General features: G+C 65.2%; 13 protein-coding genes. 6 read left to right on the top strand and 7 right to left on the bottom strand.

What is annotated here, in order from left to right:
* Positions 1-6: 6 nt before the first annotated feature.
* The 6 genes from EPD66_RS01010 to EPD66_RS00985 form a co-directional block, all read right to left on the bottom strand.
* Positions 7-960, bottom strand: coding sequence for a TAXI family TRAP transporter solute-binding subunit (locus EPD66_RS01010; RefSeq protein ID WP_142846411.1), 954 nt, complete (start codon positions 958-960; stop codon positions 7-9).
* A gap of 269 nt (positions 961-1229) precedes the next feature.
* Complete coding sequence (locus tag EPD66_RS01005; RefSeq protein ID WP_142846409.1) at positions 1230-2219, bottom strand: 2-hydroxyacid dehydrogenase; 990 nt, start codon at positions 2217-2219, stop codon at positions 1230-1232.
* Between the two features lie 30 nt (positions 2220-2249).
* Complete coding sequence (araD, locus tag EPD66_RS01000; RefSeq protein ID WP_142846407.1) at positions 2250-3983, bottom strand: L-arabinonate dehydratase; 1734 nt, start codon at positions 3981-3983, stop codon at positions 2250-2252.
* Between the two features lie 117 nt (positions 3984-4100).
* The gene (locus EPD66_RS00995; RefSeq protein WP_142846405.1) at positions 4101-5045 is read right to left on the bottom strand and encodes a dihydrodipicolinate synthase family protein; all 945 of its coding nucleotides are present in this window, start codon (positions 5043-5045) and stop codon (positions 4101-4103) included.
* A gap of 212 nt (positions 5046-5257) precedes the next feature.
* Positions 5258-5686 (bottom strand): VOC family protein, encoded by a 429-nt coding sequence (locus tag EPD66_RS00990; RefSeq protein WP_142846403.1) that lies wholly within the window; start codon positions 5684-5686, stop codon positions 5258-5260.
* A 99-nt stretch (positions 5687-5785) separates the two neighbouring features.
* Positions 5786-7117: a lactate racemase domain-containing protein gene (locus EPD66_RS00985; protein WP_142846401.1), complete on the bottom strand. Its 1332-nt coding sequence runs from the start codon at positions 7115-7117 to the stop codon at positions 5786-5788.
* Positions 7118-7370: 253 nt separating this feature from the next.
* Between EPD66_RS00985 and EPD66_RS00980 the strand changes: the two genes are divergently transcribed.
* The 6 genes from EPD66_RS00980 to EPD66_RS00955 all read left to right on the top strand — a co-directional run bounded on the left by EPD66_RS00980 (position 7371) and on the right by EPD66_RS00955 (position 13205).
* A complete protein-coding gene (locus tag EPD66_RS00980) occupies positions 7371-8561 on the top strand; it encodes a LarC family nickel insertion protein (RefSeq protein WP_185961187.1) in 1191 nt (396 codons plus the stop codon).
* Positions 8558-9367, top strand: a complete 810-nt coding sequence (locus tag EPD66_RS00975; RefSeq protein ID WP_142846397.1) for an adenine nucleotide alpha hydrolase — start codon at positions 8558-8560, stop codon at positions 9365-9367. The genes EPD66_RS00980 and EPD66_RS00975 overlap by 4 nt, the downstream gene beginning before the upstream one ends.
* Positions 9357-10037, top strand: a complete 681-nt coding sequence (gene larB, locus EPD66_RS00970) for a nickel pincer cofactor biosynthesis protein LarB (protein ID WP_142846395.1) — start codon at positions 9357-9359, stop codon at positions 10035-10037. Before EPD66_RS00975 ends, larB begins: the two co-directional genes overlap by 11 nt.
* A 209-nt stretch (positions 10038-10246) precedes the next feature.
* On the top strand, positions 10247-10828 hold the full coding sequence (locus EPD66_RS00965; protein ID WP_142846393.1) for a GbsR/MarR family transcriptional regulator: 582 nt from the start codon (positions 10247-10249) through the stop codon (positions 10826-10828).
* A gap of 2 nt (positions 10829-10830) precedes the next feature.
* Complete coding sequence (locus EPD66_RS00960) at positions 10831-12192, top strand: cytochrome ubiquinol oxidase subunit I (RefSeq protein ID WP_142846391.1); 1362 nt, start codon at positions 10831-10833, stop codon at positions 12190-12192.
* 2 nt (positions 12193-12194) lie between these two features.
* Positions 12195-13205: a cytochrome d ubiquinol oxidase subunit II gene (locus EPD66_RS00955; RefSeq protein ID WP_142846389.1), complete on the top strand. Its 1011-nt coding sequence runs from the start codon at positions 12195-12197 to the stop codon at positions 13203-13205.
* A gap of 38 nt (positions 13206-13243) precedes the next feature.
* On the opposite strand, the gene EPD66_RS00950 is transcribed toward EPD66_RS00955, so the two are convergent.
* Positions 13244-16513, bottom strand: a complete 3270-nt coding sequence (locus EPD66_RS00950; RefSeq protein WP_142846387.1) for a DEAD/DEAH box helicase — start codon at positions 16511-16513, stop codon at positions 13244-13246.
* Between the last annotated feature and the right edge of the window lie 84 nt (positions 16514-16597).

The following is a 16597-nucleotide window of genomic DNA, read 5'->3' as shown; positions in this document are numbered from 1 at the left end:
GGGAGGTCAGCTGGCGCCGCGTTCGCGGTAGAATTCCTCGGCCGCGGGGTGCATCGGAACGCCGATATCGGTGGCCATTTCCGCAGCCGTCAGGTCCGCCATCGTGTTGGTGATGGTGGCCATGGTGTCCAGATTGTCGAGAATGGCGCTGAGGACAGCCTTGACGATGCGGGGGCTGAAGTCGCAGGCGGCGATCAGATGGGTGTCATAGGTGATGGCCGGGGCGTCCTTGTCGACTCCCGGATAGGAGCCGGCGGGGGCGGTGCGCAGCTGGAAGGCCGCGTTTTCTTCCTTGAACTTCTGGAACACCTCTTCGCTGACCGGGACGAATTCGATATCGCGGCTGGACGCCAGGTCCATCACCGATCCGGCCGGCAGGGCGGTGCCCAGGGTGAAGATGTCGGCCTGCCCGTCCTTCATCTCGTTGACGGAATCCTGGTACGAGACATGGCTGACGCTGCGCAGATCGGAATAGCTCATGCCCGCCGCGCTAAGCAGAGAGCGGGTCAGGATCTCGCCGGTATGGCCGTTCTGCTGGGTGGTCAGCCGCTTGCCCCGGAAGTCCTCGACCGAATTCACATTGGCGCTGTCCAGGGCGAGGATTTGGAACCATTGCGGATACAGGACGCCCAGATTGCAGACATTCTGGATGGGCTCGCGGAAGGGCGGGCGTCCTTCCAGGCCGTCGACGGTGGAAATCGAGTTGGCGAAGGCCAGCGGGAAGCGGCCAGTGGCGACGCCGACGATATTGGCCATGCCGCCGCCCGGCGTCACCGTGATGGTGACGTCCGGATGCTCCTTCTCGACGATCGCCTTGATGGCACCCGCCAAGGGATACCACGAGCCCCCTTGCGAGCCGGTAGCGAAGACGAATTGTTCGGCCTGGGCGGTGGCGGAAATGCCGACGCAGGCCGCAGCCGCGAGAAGGGTGGTCCTGAGAAAACGAGTCCGGATGCGCATAGATTTGTTCCTCCCGTTTGATGACGTCAGAGGGCGCGTGTCGGCTGGTGTTCTGGTTATCGTCGCTATGGCCCAGCCGGCCCTGCTGTTAAGCCTGCCTGTTCGCTAGCGGCCCGGTCTTCCTGCCGGGCTCTTTCGCGAATTCATATGACAACCGATTCGCGCTTCTTGTCAACTTAGTTTACAAAATAATGCGTCGGCGGATACTATGACTCTTATGTAAATCAAGAGAATTGGCCGCATATATCTTTTTGCCTTCCCCTAATCCGTCAGACAACTACACGGGCTGGGGATCTTCCCGCAAAGTGGTCGATCAGGTTGCCCACGGCCTCCTCCGCCATGGCCGCCCGTGTTTCGCTGGTCGAGCTGGCCTGGTGCGGTGCCAGGACGACATTGTCCAGCGTCAGCAGGGCCTCGGCCGGATGGGGTTCATTGACGAAGACGTCCAAACCCGCGCCCGCGATGCGCCCGTCCTGCAGGGCCGCGACAAGAGCCGTCTCGTCCACCAGCGCCCCGCGCCCCACATTGATCAGGAAGCCTTCCGGTCCCAGGGCATCCAGGATGCGTGCATCCACTAAGGGCGGAGCACCGGCCTCGGCCGAGGCCGCGATCAGCAGCACGTCGGCCCATTCGGCCAACGCCAGCAGGCTGGGCTCGTAACGATAGAGGCTGTCCTCGCGGCGGCGCCGGTTGGTATAGGCGATTTCCATGCCGAAGGCCGCGGCACGGGCCGCCGCCGCCCCGCCGATCCGCCCCATGCCGAGGATGCCCAGGCGTTTCCCGCTCATGCGGCGCCCCAGGGGCAGAACCTGTCCGGCCTGCCAGGAACCCTGCCGGACGAAGCGGTCGCCCTCCGCCACCCGGCGGAAGACCGCCAGCATCAGCGCCAAGGCCATGTCGGCCACATCTTCCGTCAGGACGTAAGGCGTATTGGTGATCCGCAACCCGCGTCGGCGGGCATGGTCGAGGTCGATCTTGTCCAGGCCGACGCCATGAATCGAGACGATCTCGAGCTTCGGCAGCCGGTCGATCAAGGGGGTGGAAATCCCCCGTTGCGCCCCCGTCAGCACCGCCCGGATGTCCGGGGCGCATTGCTGCAGAAGGCCGTCGGGATCGTCGCTGCTCCACAAATGATGGACGTGGAAATGCTTCTCCAGCAGAAGCATGCCGGGCTCGGCGATGCGCTGGAAAAGAAGGACCGGTGGCCGGTCCGTGACCGCACCGTCCTCCGCCGTTTTCTGTCTCTCCTGATATGTCATGGCTCAGTCCCTTGCCAGGCCGTACGTATCCTAGAAGATCGCGGGCTCGTCCACCGGGTCGCCGAAGGCGGTTTCAAGGAAGTCGAAGTCGCAGCCCTGGTCGGCCTGCAGCATGTGCCGCGCGGCCAGCCAGCCATAGCCGCGCTGGTAGCGTTTCTTCGGCGAGGTCCATTCGGCCCGCCGCCGTTCCAACTCGGCCTCGGTCAGATCGACCGACAGCGTCCGGGCCTCGACATCGACCGAGATGATGTCGCCGGTCCGCACCAGCGCCAGCGGGCCGCCGACGAAGGCTTCGGGGGCCACATGCAGAATGCAGGCGCCATAGCTGGTGCCCGACATCCGCGCGTCGGAGATGCGCAGCATGTCCCGCACCCCCCGCTTGAGCAGCTTCTTCGGAATCGGCAACATGCCCCATTCCGGCATGCCCGGCCCGCCCAGGGGTCCGACATTGCGCAGGACGAGGACGTGGTCCGGGGTGACCTCCAGATCCTCGCGGTCGATCTCGTCCTTCATGTGCTGGTAGTCGTCGAAGACCAGGGCCGGACCGGTATGGCGCCGCAGGCGCGGATCGGCGGCGGCGGGCTTCATGACGCAGCCGTCGGGGGCCAGATTGCCGTAAAGCACCGCCAGGCCGTCCGCGCCGGAAACCGGATTGTCCAGGCTGCGGATGACGTCCGCGTTGCAGACCTGCGCCCCGGCGGCGATCTCGCCGATGCTGGGACCGGCCACCGTCCTGGCCTCGCCGCGCAACAGCTCCCTCAGCTCCGACCACAGGGCGGGAAGGCCGCCCGCATAGTAGAAGTCCTCCATCAGATAGGCCCCGGCGGGGCGGCAGTTCACCAGCACCGGAACCCGGGCGGCGGTCTCGTCGAGGTCCCTCAGCGTCAGCGGAACGCCGCTGCGGCGGGCGAGCGCGATGAGATGGATCATGGCATTGGTGGACCCGGCCATGGCGAAAAGCACCGTCATGGCGTTCTCGAAGGCCGCGCGGCTGAGAATGTCCGAGGGCTTCACATCCTCCCAGATCATGCGCAGGATCTGGCGGCCGCAGGCGGCGGCCATGCGCGTGTGATTGGAATCGGCGGCCGGAATCGACGACGCGCCCGGCAGGCAGAATCCCAGGGTCTCGGCCAGGGCCGTCATGGTCGAGGCCGTGCCCATGGTCATGCAGGTGCCGAAGGAGCGGGCGATCCCCTCCTCCATCTCCTGCCATTGGCCTTCCGTGATTTCACCGGCCTGACGATCGGCCCAGTATTTCCAGACATCGGTCCCCGAACCCAGATAGCTGCCCCGGTAATTGCCGCGCAGCATGGGACCGGCCGGCAGGAAGATGGCCGGAAGATTCATGCTGATGGCCCCCATCAGCAGGCCGGGCGTCGTTTTGTCGCATCCGCCCAGCAGCACCACCCCGTCCACCGGATGGGAGCGCAGGAGTTCCTCGACCTCCATGGCGAGGAAGTTGCGATACAGCATGGTCGTCGGCTTGACATAGGTTTCCGCGAGCGACAAAGCGGGCAGTTCGATGGGGAATCCCCCGGCCTGCCAGACGCCCCTTTTCACCGCCTCGGTGCGGTCGCGCAGATGGACATGGCAGGGATTGATGTCGCTCCAGGTATTGATGATCGCGACGACGGGCTTGCCGAGAAATTCCTCGCGGCCGTAGCCCATCTGCAAGGCGCGCGAGCGGTGGCCGAAGGACCGCAGATCGTTGGCCGCGAACCAACGCTGGCTCCGCAACTCTTCCAGTCTCTTCCTTGTGGACATACAGGCTTCCTCCGACGCGTTGTCCGGGGTCGGCGGCATCCCGCCCCGGATCGTTCGATTGTTCTTCTCAGGGACCGGGGATCGGAAACTCCGCTTGCAGGACGAAGAGAGGCCGGGTCATACCGGCAGCGCGGCCCCGGCAGGGGATTGGTCGGCCTGCCGCAGTGCCGTGGCCGCCGCCGCAATGCGGTCCAGCACCGCCGGATCGTCCAATTCCGACAGGAAGGGCATCATCGGCCCGGTATCGGCGACACCGCCCAGACGCACCGCCGCATGCAGGACGCGGATCGGCGAATGGGCGTCGCGCAGGTCTTCCAGCGGCAGGAACATCTCGCGCAGCTGCGCAGCTTTCTCCACCTCTCCGTCCCGCAGGGCATGCAGGATTGCGGTGGACAGGCGCGGCGCCAGGCAGACCGAACCGGAGGTGAAGCCGGTCAGGCCGAAGCCCTGCACATGGTCGATCACCGGGCGTTCGCCGATGCCGCTGACGATGCGGTCGCTGCCGGCGGCATCGACCAGGGCGGCGAGATAAGGGTCATGGGAGGGCTGCTCGCGGACGACCGCATATTTGACGGAGCACAGCACTCCGTCCGCGAAAAGGGCGGCCAGGTCTTTCGGAGCCAGGAAATCCTCGGTCTTGATATAGGCAATCAACTGGCGCCCATAGGCATCGGCCAAGCGCCGCAGGCCGGTCGCCAATCCTTGGCTGGTGGACGGAAAGGTCAGCGGCAGGACCATCGCAGTGGGGAAATCCCGGTCGCGCAGAAGCCTGAGTTGATCCAGGGCCTTGCCGTAATCCGCCCCCACGGATGGGATCATCCACCCGTCCTCGGGGCAGATGCGTTCCAGCATGTCCAGCAATGCCGGAAAATCCGCCGCGCCGTAATTATAGAGATTGGCGTTGCCGCCGTAGAGATAGGTGGTGACACCGCCCGCATGCATCCATTCGATCAGGCGGCGGTTCTCGGCCTCGTTCAGGCTGAAATCGGCATTCAGAGCCAGCGGGGGTACTGAAATGACCGACCGGGTGAGGTCGGCTTGGGCAATGCTCTCTTTTTTCATGGACGCCCTCCCTGCAACCGCCAGTGGGAAAGCGCAGGGTACACGTCTTATATAAGTCAGGCAACATTACAATAGGCTAGGGTGCCATCGGGTAGGGGCGCGCGAGATTTGAGAATACATCTCGAAAATCCGCGCGCCTTGTGGGGCCTCCCGGATGCCAAATATGTTTGACAAGTTCGGCCGCCCTTGGGCGCCCTCCGCCCAAGGGCGGTTCAGAAGGTGACCTTTATCGCCTCGGCGCTGCGATTTGCCTCGCCATGATAGACGGCCTCGATGTTGTTACCATCCGGGTCGAGCAGGAAGGCCCCGTAATAGCCGGGATGATAGGGGCGCTGGCCCGGCTTGCCGTTATCCCGGCCGCCATTCTGGAGACCGGCCTTGTAGAAGGCATCGACCATCGCGCGGTCCTTGGCCTGGAAGGCGAGATGGTGGCGGCCGGTCAGTGCCCCTTGCGCCGCCGGGCTATCGGCGGTCGAGACGAACAGCTCGTCCACCCAGAAGTAATCCTCCGCGGCACCGCCCAGGGGAATGCCGAGTTCGGCCAGGACCGCCTCGTAGAAGCGGCGGCTGGCCGCCAGGTCCCGCACCACGAGCTGGATGTGATCGATCAGGCGTCCCCGGTAGATTTCCTGCGTTTCCATGGCGGCATCCTTTCCAACGGGCCGAAGCTGCATCCGTGCCGGAGTATGGCAGCTTCGGCCCACAGAGGCGAGAGGACGGCAAGGCTGCAGCGGCAGCCCTCACTCTTTTCCCGTGAACCTCGCCCACAAGGAGTCGCGCAGCCGGCCCGCATCGTCGAAGGCCAGGGGGCGAAGATCCCCGATCTGTTCGGCCTTTCCGGCGATCGGCAGGTCCCGAAGCACCGCGGGGGAAACCAGGATCTCGTCCAGATGCATGGTCGAGGCGATCAGGCAGAACCTGGCATCGCTGTCGTTGAGTACCCAGGAGGTCGTCACGGCGGCGGCGATGACGTCGCGCTCGGTGGGCAGGACGACGGGAATCCGCGACTTCTCGACCAGCGCCGCCGTCAGGGCGTTCATATAGGTGGAACGGAAGTCGACGGCATCGGCGGCGGCCTTCGTGGTGAAATCCGCCACGCCCAGGCCGATGGAATTCCCGCCCGTCTCCTTTGTCAGGTTCAGGACGCCGATCTTGTGGATGAAGGGTGCGGGCGGATTGGGCACGCCCCGGATATCGGTGCGTCCCGAAACGGCATAATCCATCCCCGTTCCGCTGATCTCCTTGCCGATCCGCTCGACGATCAGGACATCCAGCTGCTCGAAGGGCAAGCGGGCAAGATAGGATTTGGCCTCGACGAGAAGGCGTTCGTCTGTGGTATGGAACTCCTCCGGCGCCGCCCCTTCCAGGCAGACGATGCGCTTGTGGGAATCCTCGACCAGGGCGATGCCGAGTGCGATCGGCGCATTGCGCAGGGCGATCGACGCCAGTTCCGGCAGGACGTCGCGCAGGCCGCGCGGCCCCAGCTTGTGGACCCGCCGCGCGCCTTCCGCCTTGCCGAAACCGACGGCGACCATCTTGGTCAGGCCGCTTTCGATCGGGCGGTCGAAGGTAGTGTGCGATTTCACGCGGTTGATGACGATGATGCCATCGGCCCCGGCGGCATTGCCGTCGAACTTGCAGTCGATGCCGTCGCGCGTCTTGCCGTAATCCACCACCTCCATGGTGGCCCGCACCGGCGCCCCGACGGTTTCCTCCCGCACGCCCAGCTTCGCCAGTACGGCTTCCTGGCCTTCCGCCGTTCCGCCCCCATGGCTGCCCATCGCCGGGACGATGAAAGGCTGAAGCCCCATAGCCTTCAATTCGGCCACGACGGCCGCGACGATCTCGGAAACGGCGGAAATGCCGCGGCTGCCCACGCCGATCGCCACACTGGCGCCGGGGGCGAGAGCCTGGAGCCGGGCCGCCGAGCGGACGATCTGCCGGGTGCGCCCGGCGATATCGGTGATGGGCTGTCCTTCCCGGTGATACAGCCTGACCGGCGCCACCAGGGGAAGCTGCACCTCGGAGAGGTGAGGAAAATTAACAACTGGGAATGTCGTGCTTATGGCCATCTTGTTCCCTCCCGCAGCTTGATCGCTGCATTAATTTTCCGCCACCTCCGACAGAAAGAACGCGCGTGGCGTGAATTTGTATGTTAATCTGACAATATGGCAACAAAAGCAGACAAGCAAGCCATCTCGACCTAACAGGGAACGTCGCTTCGGGTCCATGCGGCAGGGTCCAGGCCGCAGCATCCCGCGCTCCTCTCCGGCTGTAGCCGAGGCAGCACTGCCCGGCGGTTCATCGCTTTGCAGGAGTCCGCTTATGAAGGATAATCTGGCCATTCGACTCGACCCGCTGGGTGGAGTCGCGGGAGACATGATGGTGGCGGCATTGCTCGACGCCTTCCCCGAACGCGAGGAAGCACTGACTCGCGCCCTCGCCTCCCTCGCCCTGCCGCCGCATGTTTCGTGGCGCATCGAGCAGACAGTGGTGTCCGGCTTCCAGGGCAAACGCTTCCACGTCGAAACGCCCGGGCACGGCCATCATTCCCATTCTTCCTATCGCGAGATCTGCGGCCGCATCGAAGAGTCTACCATCGGCGAAGGCGCGCGGCGGCGGGCATTGGACATCTACCGCCTGCTGGCCGAGGCCGAGGCGGAGGTGCATGGCACCAGCACCGAACATGTCGTCTTCCATGAGGTCGGCGCCTGGGATTCCCTGATCGATGTCGTGGCGGCGGCCGTCCTCATCGACAGCCTGGGCGAGGTCTCCTGGTTCTGCGGGTCCTTGCCCATGGGAAGCGGCAGCGTGCGGACGGATCATGGCATCGTCCCGGTTCCAGCCCCGGCGACCGCCCTCCTCCTGCGCGGGATGCCCGTCCATGACGACGGCCTGAGCGGCGAGCGGGTGACGCCCACCGGGGCGGCGATCCTGCGGCATCTCGGTTGCACCTTCGGCGGCGGCCTGGCCGGGCGTTTGAAGGGAACCGGCACCGGCCTTGGCATGCGGAACCTGCCCCGTACCCTCAACGCCCTGCGCCTGACGGTGCTGGAGGCCCCTGCCCCGGCGCCGGAAGCACAATGGGAAAGGCTGCTATGCGCGGCGGTCGACCTCGACGACCAGACTCCTGAAGACATCGCCATCGCCGTCGATGTCCTGCGCGGCCTGCCGGGCGTGGTCGATGTCACGACCTCCACCGTCCAGGGCAAGAAGGGGCGCTTCGTGATCCGGGTCGAGGTCCTGAGCCGGCCCGGCGCCTATGAGAACCTGCTGTCGGCTTTCTTCGCCCAGACGACGACTCTGGGGGTGCGCTGCCACGAAGTGCTGCGCTCCACCCTTCCCCGCCGTCACGGATCGGCGGAGACGGAGGCCGGAACGGTGAGGATCAAGACGGCGCAGCGCCCCCAGGGCGAAACCGTCAAGGCCGAGGCGGATGATCTGGCCGCCCTGGCGACCACCCATCGGACGCGCCAGCGGGTCCGCGCCCAGGCCGAAAGGGAGGGGGCGGAATGATGGAGACTCTTGCTTCGATCCTCACCCGTCCCGACCGGCTGGCCATCGCCGTCAGCGGCGGCGTCGACAGCCTCACCCTCGCCGTCACCGCCCAAAGGCTGCGGGCGGGAAAAGGCGGCGTGGCGGCCTACCACGCCGTTTCCCCCGCCGTGCCCCGCGAGGCGACCGAGCGCGTGCAGCACCATGCCGACAAGGAAGGCATAATGCTGCACATCATCGATGCCGGAGAATTCTCCGATCCCGACTACCTGCGCAATCCCCTGCACCGCTGCTTTCACTGCAAGACCAATCTTTATGGTGCGATCGCCCGCCAACTGGACGGCAGGGGTGCCGTCATCATGTCCGGAACCAATCGGGACGACCTCGGCGATTTCCGGCCGGGCCTGGCGGCGGCGAAGGACCATGGCGTGGTCCATCCCTATGTCGAGGCCGGAATGGACAAGGCCGCCGTGCGCAGTCTGGCCCGGCAACTCGGCCTGCCGGATATCGCCGAACTGCCCTCCAGCCCCTGCCTCGCCAGCCGCGTCGAGACCGGGCTGCGGATCGATCCGCAAATCCTGCGGATGATCGAAGCCGTCGAACGGAGGATGCGGGACCGCCTCGGCCCCGTGACCCTGCGTTGCCGCGTCCGCGCTGGGGGCCTCGCGCTGGAAGTGGACAGCACCCTGCTGGCGCGCATGTCGGACGAACAGAGGCGGGCGCTGGAAACGGAAGCCCGCCGTCTCGCGGAAACTCATGGCGCCCATGCCGCATCGCTACGCCTGGAAGCCTATCAACAAGGGAGCGCGTTCAATCATGCTGGATGAGCAAGGAGTACGCTTCGACAAGGCACGCATCGGCCGTATCGGTCTCGAAGAGGCCGTCTTCGCGCAATCCAAGACCGCCGAGCGCGTCGCGGCCATCGTCGAGGACGCGGCGGCGGAGGGACGGCGCCTTCTGCTTACAAGGCTGACGCCGCAGATGATGGCCGAACAGCCGGAACATGTCCGCGCCCTGCTGGATTACGATCCGCTGTCCCAAACCGCCATCCTGGGCGAGCTGAGCCTTCCCGACTCGCCTCCGGAAATCGCGCTCGTCACCGCCGGCACCTCCGATGCCCGCGTCGCCGCCGAGGCCCGGCGGACATTGGCCTATTCCGGCATTCCGGCGGCGGTCGTGGCGGATGTCGGCGTGGCCGGCCTATGGCGCCTGCTGGAGGAAGTGGAGGGGCTGCGGAAGATGTCGGTGCTGCTGGTCTTCGCGGGCATGGATGCCGCCCTGCCCAGCGTCGTGGCGGGATTGGTGCCCGGGTCCGTCATCGCCGTGCCGACATCGGTGGGCTATGGCGTCGCCGAGGGCGGCCGCGCAGCCCTGGACGCCGCCTTGTCCAGCTGCGCCCCAGGCGTCGTCGTGGTGAATATCGACAACGGCTATGGAGCCGCCTGCGCCGCCCTGCGGATCCTGAACAGCCAGAAGGCCCTACTTTTACAAAGGTAATTCCTGCGGCGCTGCGGCAATGTCTGACAGTATTCCCTCCTCCCCATGCCGTCGCGGCGCCATCCCCCTCTCGTTTCCGAAGGTCGCCGAAAGAAACGCATAAGTTGCCGGTGTCATTTCCTCCGGAACGAGTTGTCCGGAGGAGAGCTTGCGCCTTGTTCTGCAAGTTCGTATATTTCAGAAAATACTGAAATAACCGGAATAAACTTATGGATATGCCGCCGCTCATCCAGTCTTTTGTCCTGCATTTCGGTGAAATGGGCAGCCGATGGGGTATCAATCGGACAGTGGGGCAGATTTACGCGCTGCTCTTCGTGGCCCCGCGCCCGCTGAATGCGGAAGAAATCTCCGAGACGCTTGGCTTCTCCCGCTCCAATGTCAGCATGGGGCTGAAGGAGCTTCAGTCCTGGAACCTCGCCCTGATGAAACACATGCCCGGCGACCGCCGGGACCACTTCACCACTCCCGGCGACGTCTGGGCGATCGTCCGCATCCTCGCCGAAGAGCGGAAGAAGCGCGAGATCGACCCCACCTTGTCCATGCTGCGCGAGCTCCTCATGCAATCGCCGGGAAGCGAGGAGGAGCGCCACGCGCAAGAGCGCATGCGCGAGATGCATGACCTGATCGAGACCTTGGACAACTGGTATGCGGATGTGCGCCGTCTCGAAACTGAGCGCCTGATCCAATTGCTGACCCTGGGGTCGAAGGTCCAGAAGGTCCTCGAGGTCAAGGACCGCCTGTTCACCTTGCCGGGCGGCCGCGCCCGCAAGGACGCGGAGGAGAATGGCTAGTCATGGACGCTCTCATGCTCGCCCGCAGCCAGTTCGCTGCGAATATTTCGTTCCACATCCTTTTCCCCACCATCACCATCGCGCTCAGCTGGATGTTGTTGGGCTTCAAGCTGCTCTACAACCGCACCGGCGACATGAAATGGATGGATGTCTACCGGTTCTGGGTGAAGATCTTCGCCCTGTCCTTCGCGATGGGGGTGGTGTCGGGGATCGTCATGAGCTTCCAGTTCGGCACGAACTGGCCCGGCTTCATGAAGACGGTCGGCAACATCGCCGGTCCCCTGCTCGGCTACGAGATCATGACGGCCTTCTTCCTGGAGGCATCCTTCCTGGGGATCATGCTGTTCGGCTTCCGCCGGGTCTCGAACCGGATCCATACCCTGGCCACCTTCCTGGTCGCCATCGGCACTTTGATGTCCGCCTTCTGGATCCTGGTGCTGAGTTCCTGGATGCACACGCCAGCCGGATTTGAAATGCGCGACGGCGTCGCCCATGCCATGGATTGGCTGGCGATCATCTTCAACCCCTCCTTCCCCTACCGCTTCACCCATATGCTAATCGCCTCGGGCCTGACCGCGGCTTTCCTGATCGCGGGCGTGTCGGCCTATCGCTGGCTGCGCGGCGACCGCAGCCCGGCGGTCCGCGCCGCCCTGGTGAGCGGCATCCTGACGGCGGCGGTGCTGACGCCGGTCCAAGTCGTGGTCGGAGACCTGCACGGGCTGAACACCCTGGAACACCAGCCGCAGAAGGTCGCGGCCATCGAGGCCAATTGGGAGACGGGCGGCCATGTCCCCCTGGTCCTGTTCGCCCTGCCCGACGAGACGGCGCGGGAGAACCGCTTCGAACTGGCCGTGCCCAATGGCGCCAGCCTGATCCTGCGTCACAGCGCCGACGGCGTGGTGCCGGGCCTGAACGATTTCGAGGGTGCCCATCCGCCCGTCGCGCCGGTCTTCTTCGCCTTCCGCATCATGGTGGGCGTCGGCATGGCGATGTTGTGCCTGTCCTGGCTGGCGACGCTGACGCTGTGGCGCAAGAAGGAGATCACGCCCTGGATGGCGCGCGGCTTCGTCGCCATGACCTTCTCGGGCTGGATCGCCACCCTGGCAGGCTGGTATGTCACCGAGATCGGCCGCCAGCCCTGGCTGGTCAGCGGTGTCCTGAAGACCGCCGATGCCGCAAGCGCGGTCCCGGCCTCGATGATTTCCACCACCCTGACGCTTTATCTCGTGACCTATGCGCTGCTGCTCCTGGCCTATATCAGCGTGATCTTCTATCTCGCCAGGAAGGGAACCTCGTCGGGGACCGAGACACCCCAGGCGGCGGAACCGGCAGCCGGTGTCGTTGCATTGCAGGCGGAGCGTTGATCATGACCATCTTTGCTGATTCCGCCCAATGGCTGCCTTTGGCCTTCGCGATCCTGATGGGCCTGTCGATCCTCGTCTATGTCATCCTTGACGGCTACGACCTGGGGATCGGCATCCTGTTCGCCGGTGCGTCCGACCAGGACAAGGACCGCATGATCGCCTCCATCGGCCCCTTCTGGGATGCCAACGAAACCTGGCTGGTGATGGCCGCCGGATTGCTGCTCGTCGCCTTCCCCCTGGCCCATGGCGTGATCCTCTCGGCCCTCTACCTGCCGGTCGCCCTGATGCTGGTCGGCCTGATCCTCAGAGGGGTCGCCTTCGAATTCCGGGCCAAGGTCAAGAGCGCCCACAAGCAGTACTGGAACCGGGCCTTCTTCGCCGGTTCACTGCTGACCGCCCTGACCCAGGGCTACATGCTGGGCCTCTACGTCATGGGGCTGGAACAAAGCCCGGCGACCATGGCCTTCGCCGCGCTGATTTCCGTCTGCGTCGTCGGCGGCTATGCATTCATCGGCGCCTGCTGGCTGATCATCAAGACGGAAGGGGCGTTGCAGCAAAGGGCCCTGCATCTCGCCAAGGGCGCGGTCATCATGCTGGCGATCGGCTTCATCGCCATCTCCATCGCCTCGCCGCTGGTCAGCGCGCGCATCTACGAGAAGTGGTTCGCCATGCCGCAGATCATCCTGCTGGCACCGCTGCCCCTGCTCGCCGGGCTGGTGTTCGGCGCCCTGGTCTATCTTCTGCGGCGGATGCCCCACGATTCGCAGATTCCGCAGTGGATTCCCTTTGTCGCCGGAATGGGCTTGTTCACCCTGGCATTCATCGGGCTGGCCTATTCCTTCTATCCCTATGTCGTGCCCAACCAGCTGACGCTCTATGAGGCAGCAAGCGCCCCCGAAAGCCTGATGATCCTGTTCGTCGGCGCCATGATCGTCTTCCCGGTCATCGCCGGTTACACCGCCTTCTCCTATTGGGTCTTCCGGGGGAAGGCGCGCGACCTGACCTATGACTGACAGGGCAGCCTGAAGAGTAGGGGAAGAAGGGGCGGCCGCTATTCCGGCAGCCGCCCCACCATTTCTTCCAGCACCTCCAGGCCGTCCCGGCCTTCCAAAGGCTTGATCAGGCGGCCATTCTTCTTCGCGAAATCCTCTCCGGCGGCCCGTGTTTCGAAGCGGCGGGCCGCCGGACTGTTTTCGTCCAGCGTCACGGCGATGGCCTGGGGGCCGATTTCCACCCGCGCGATCCCTGCCCTGCCGCAGCGCAGCTTCAGGCGTTTCAACCGGCCCAGGGCTTCCAGTTGCGGCGGAACGGGACCGAAGCGGTCCTCCATCTCTTCCAGGAAATCCGCAACCTCCTCCTCATGCTCAAGGCGCATCAGGCGCCGGTAGAGCCGCAGCCGCACCACGTCGTCGGGGACATAGTCCTGCGGCAACCTCGCCTCGACCGGGACATGCAGGACGGCATCCGCCGGTGGGTGCCCGCTCTCCCCCTTGACGCTGCGCAACGCCTGCCGCAGCAGATGCTGGTACAATTCCGTCCCCAGGACGGAGACATGCCCCGCCTGCTCGGCGCCCAGAAGCTCGCCCGCTCCCCGCTGGTCGAGGTCCTGGGCACTGATGGCGAAACCGGAACCGAGAGCCTCCATCTCCTCCAGCATATGCAGCCGCTTGAGGCTGGCCTCGGGGGGTGGATGCTCCGGATCATGGAAAAGATAGACCGATGCCCGGACGTGGCCGCGCCCGACACGGCCGCGCAACTGGTGCAACTGCGCCAGGCCGAAATGGTCCGGTCGCCAGATGATCATGGTATTCGCGCAAGGAACGTCGAGTCCCGTTTCGACCACATTCGTCGAGAGCAGGATGTCGAGCGCCCCCTCGGCAAAGGCGATCATCACCTCTTCGAGCGCGACGGCCGCCATCCTGCCATGGACGATCCCCAGGTCCAGTTCCGGGACCAGTTCGTGTAGCCGCGCTTCGAGCGCCGGGATATCCGCGATGCGCGGACAGACGACGAAGCTCTGTCCGCCCCGGCTGTGTTCGCGCATCAAAGCCTGACGCAAGACCAAGGGGTCGAACGGCATCACCACCGTCCGTACGGGAAGGCGGCGGACGGGCGGGGTCGCGATCACGCTCAGATCCTGCAGGCCCGACAGCGCCCCCTGCAAGGTTCTGGGGATGGGCGTTGCCGTCAGGGTCAGCACATGCAGCTTCTGGCCATGCTGCTTCAGCTTTTCCTTCTGCTGCGTCCCGAAGCGCTGTTCCTCGTCGATGACCAGCAAACCCAGGGACTTGAAGGCGACCTGCCGCGAGAGCAGGGCATGGGTCCCCACCGCCACCTGGATGGTACCGTCCTTCAGCCCCGCCCGCACCTCGCTCGCCTCCGCTGCGGAAACCGTGCCGGACAACAGGCCGACACGAATGCCCAGACCTGAAAAGCGCCGACGGAAGGTCTCGAAATGCTGGCGGGCCAGCAACGTGGTGGGGGCAATCAGCGCCACCTGCTGGCCGCTCAGGGCGACGGCCGCCGCCGCCCGCAGGGCCACTTCCGTCTTGCCGAAGCCCACATCGCCGCAGACCAGGCGGTTCATCAGGTGGCCGGAACGCAGGTCGTCCAGCACCGCCTCGATGGCGTTTGCCTGATCGGCGGTCAGGGGATAGCGGAACCGCCCGGCGAAGCGCGCATAGGCTTGCTGCGGCACGGCGATGGGTGCGACCTTCTTCGACTGGCGCTCGCGCACAAGCTCGGCCAGGGCCTTGGCGGATTGCGCCAGTTCCGCCTCCACCTGCGCTTTCCGTTCCTGCCAACGGGAACTGCCCAGACGGTCGAGCGGGACATCCGTCAGCGCGGAGCCATAACGCCACAGCTTATGGATCTCCTGGATCGGCACAAGAAGCTTGTCCTCCCCGGCGAATTCCAGCTCGAACGCATCTTCAGCGACCATTCCTCCCTCGACGGTCTGCAATCCAGTCAGCCGTCCCAGGCCGTGTTCGGTGTGAACCACGATATCCCCGGTCTCCAGAACATCGGGATGGAAGACATGTTGGGGTCTGCGGCCGGTACGGGGGACGATGTCCACCGACGAAACGAGGCACACCCCCGGCAGCTTCACGCCTTGCGGCATGTCGGCCCGCAGGGCCGCCACGACCGGCCCCGGCATTTCGAGGACGGCGAAGATATCTTCCGGACGGACCACCTCCCTATCGAGGGAACGCTCCGCCTGCCGCGCCAATTGCTCCAGGCCCCGGCGATTTGCCGCCGCCAGCACGACCTTGTCCCCCGCATCCAGAACCTGGCGGATATGCTCGAAGGCCGCCGCGAGCGGGCGTGGCTGGGACCGGAAAGACGGAAGCGGCTCCGTCGCGACGCGATGCTCGGCCTCACCTTCTTCCAGCACGTCGATCCTGACCGTCCCGGATAAGGCATCCGCGATTTCGTCTTCCGTCAGGAAAACCGTCTCGGGTTTCTTGGGTGCCCGACGCGCCTGCCCCGCCGCGCGCAGCGTCAGCCGCGTCTGATAGGCGTCCTGGACGAGCCCCCGGAAAACGGCCAGATGCTCTTCCATATCCCTGTCGCAGACGAAGACCGCCTCTGGGATGTAATCGAACACTGTCTCGGGCGAGGCGGCCTCTCCGTCCTGTTCCAGCCTTTCCTTGACGGGCCGGATGGTCACCTCCGCCACCTCCCGCTCCGTTCTTTGGCTGAGCGCGTCATATCGGCGTAAGGCGGCAATCCTGTCCTCCGCCACATCGATGCGAAAGGGCTGTCCGGAACCGGCGGGAAAGATGTCGATGACATTCCCGCGAAAGGCCGCCTCGCCGCAAAGATCGACCCGGTCATCCAGGACATATCCGAAGGCTTCAAACGCGCCCCGCAATGCCTCCTGCTCCAGCTTCTCCCCCACCTGCAGCCTTATCTGCTGCTGCGCCAGGACCGCCCTCGCCGGGACCCTGCGCAGCAATCCGCCGATGGTGGTCGTCAGCAGCCATCCGCCGGAGGCGGGAGCCTCGGCCAGTTCCGCCAGCGTGACCATGCGCTGCCCGATGATTGCGGGCGACGGTCGCACGCGGTCGTAAGGCAGGGAATCCCAGCCGGGCAGGAACAAGGTCTTCAGCGAGGGAACAAGGCCCCTAATCATGCGGGCAAGCTGCTCGCTCCGCTCTTCCGACGCAGTGACGAAACACAGGCCTTTCGAGGATTTCCGCGCCCAATCGGCCAGCACCACGGCAAGAGCGGCATCGGGCAGATCCAGAAGGCTTGCCCGTCCCGGGGCGGTTCGGTCAAGAGACGGGACCAGGGGCGCGGAGGGCCGGTCATCGGGCATCAGAAGCACCCGGAGGCGGGGGCATGAAGGATATGCATTGCTGCGTTGCAGCAATGCAGCTGCTCATTCTGCACGAAATGACTA

The organism is Telmatospirillum sp. J64-1, assembly GCF_006980715.1.
Taxonomy (GTDB): domain Bacteria; phylum Pseudomonadota; class Alphaproteobacteria; order Rhodospirillales; family Magnetospirillaceae; genus Oleiliquidispirillum; species Oleiliquidispirillum nitrogeniifigens.
The sequence above is the reverse complement of the archived record's forward strand: the minus strand, read 5'-3'. Positions and strand labels throughout refer to the sequence as shown.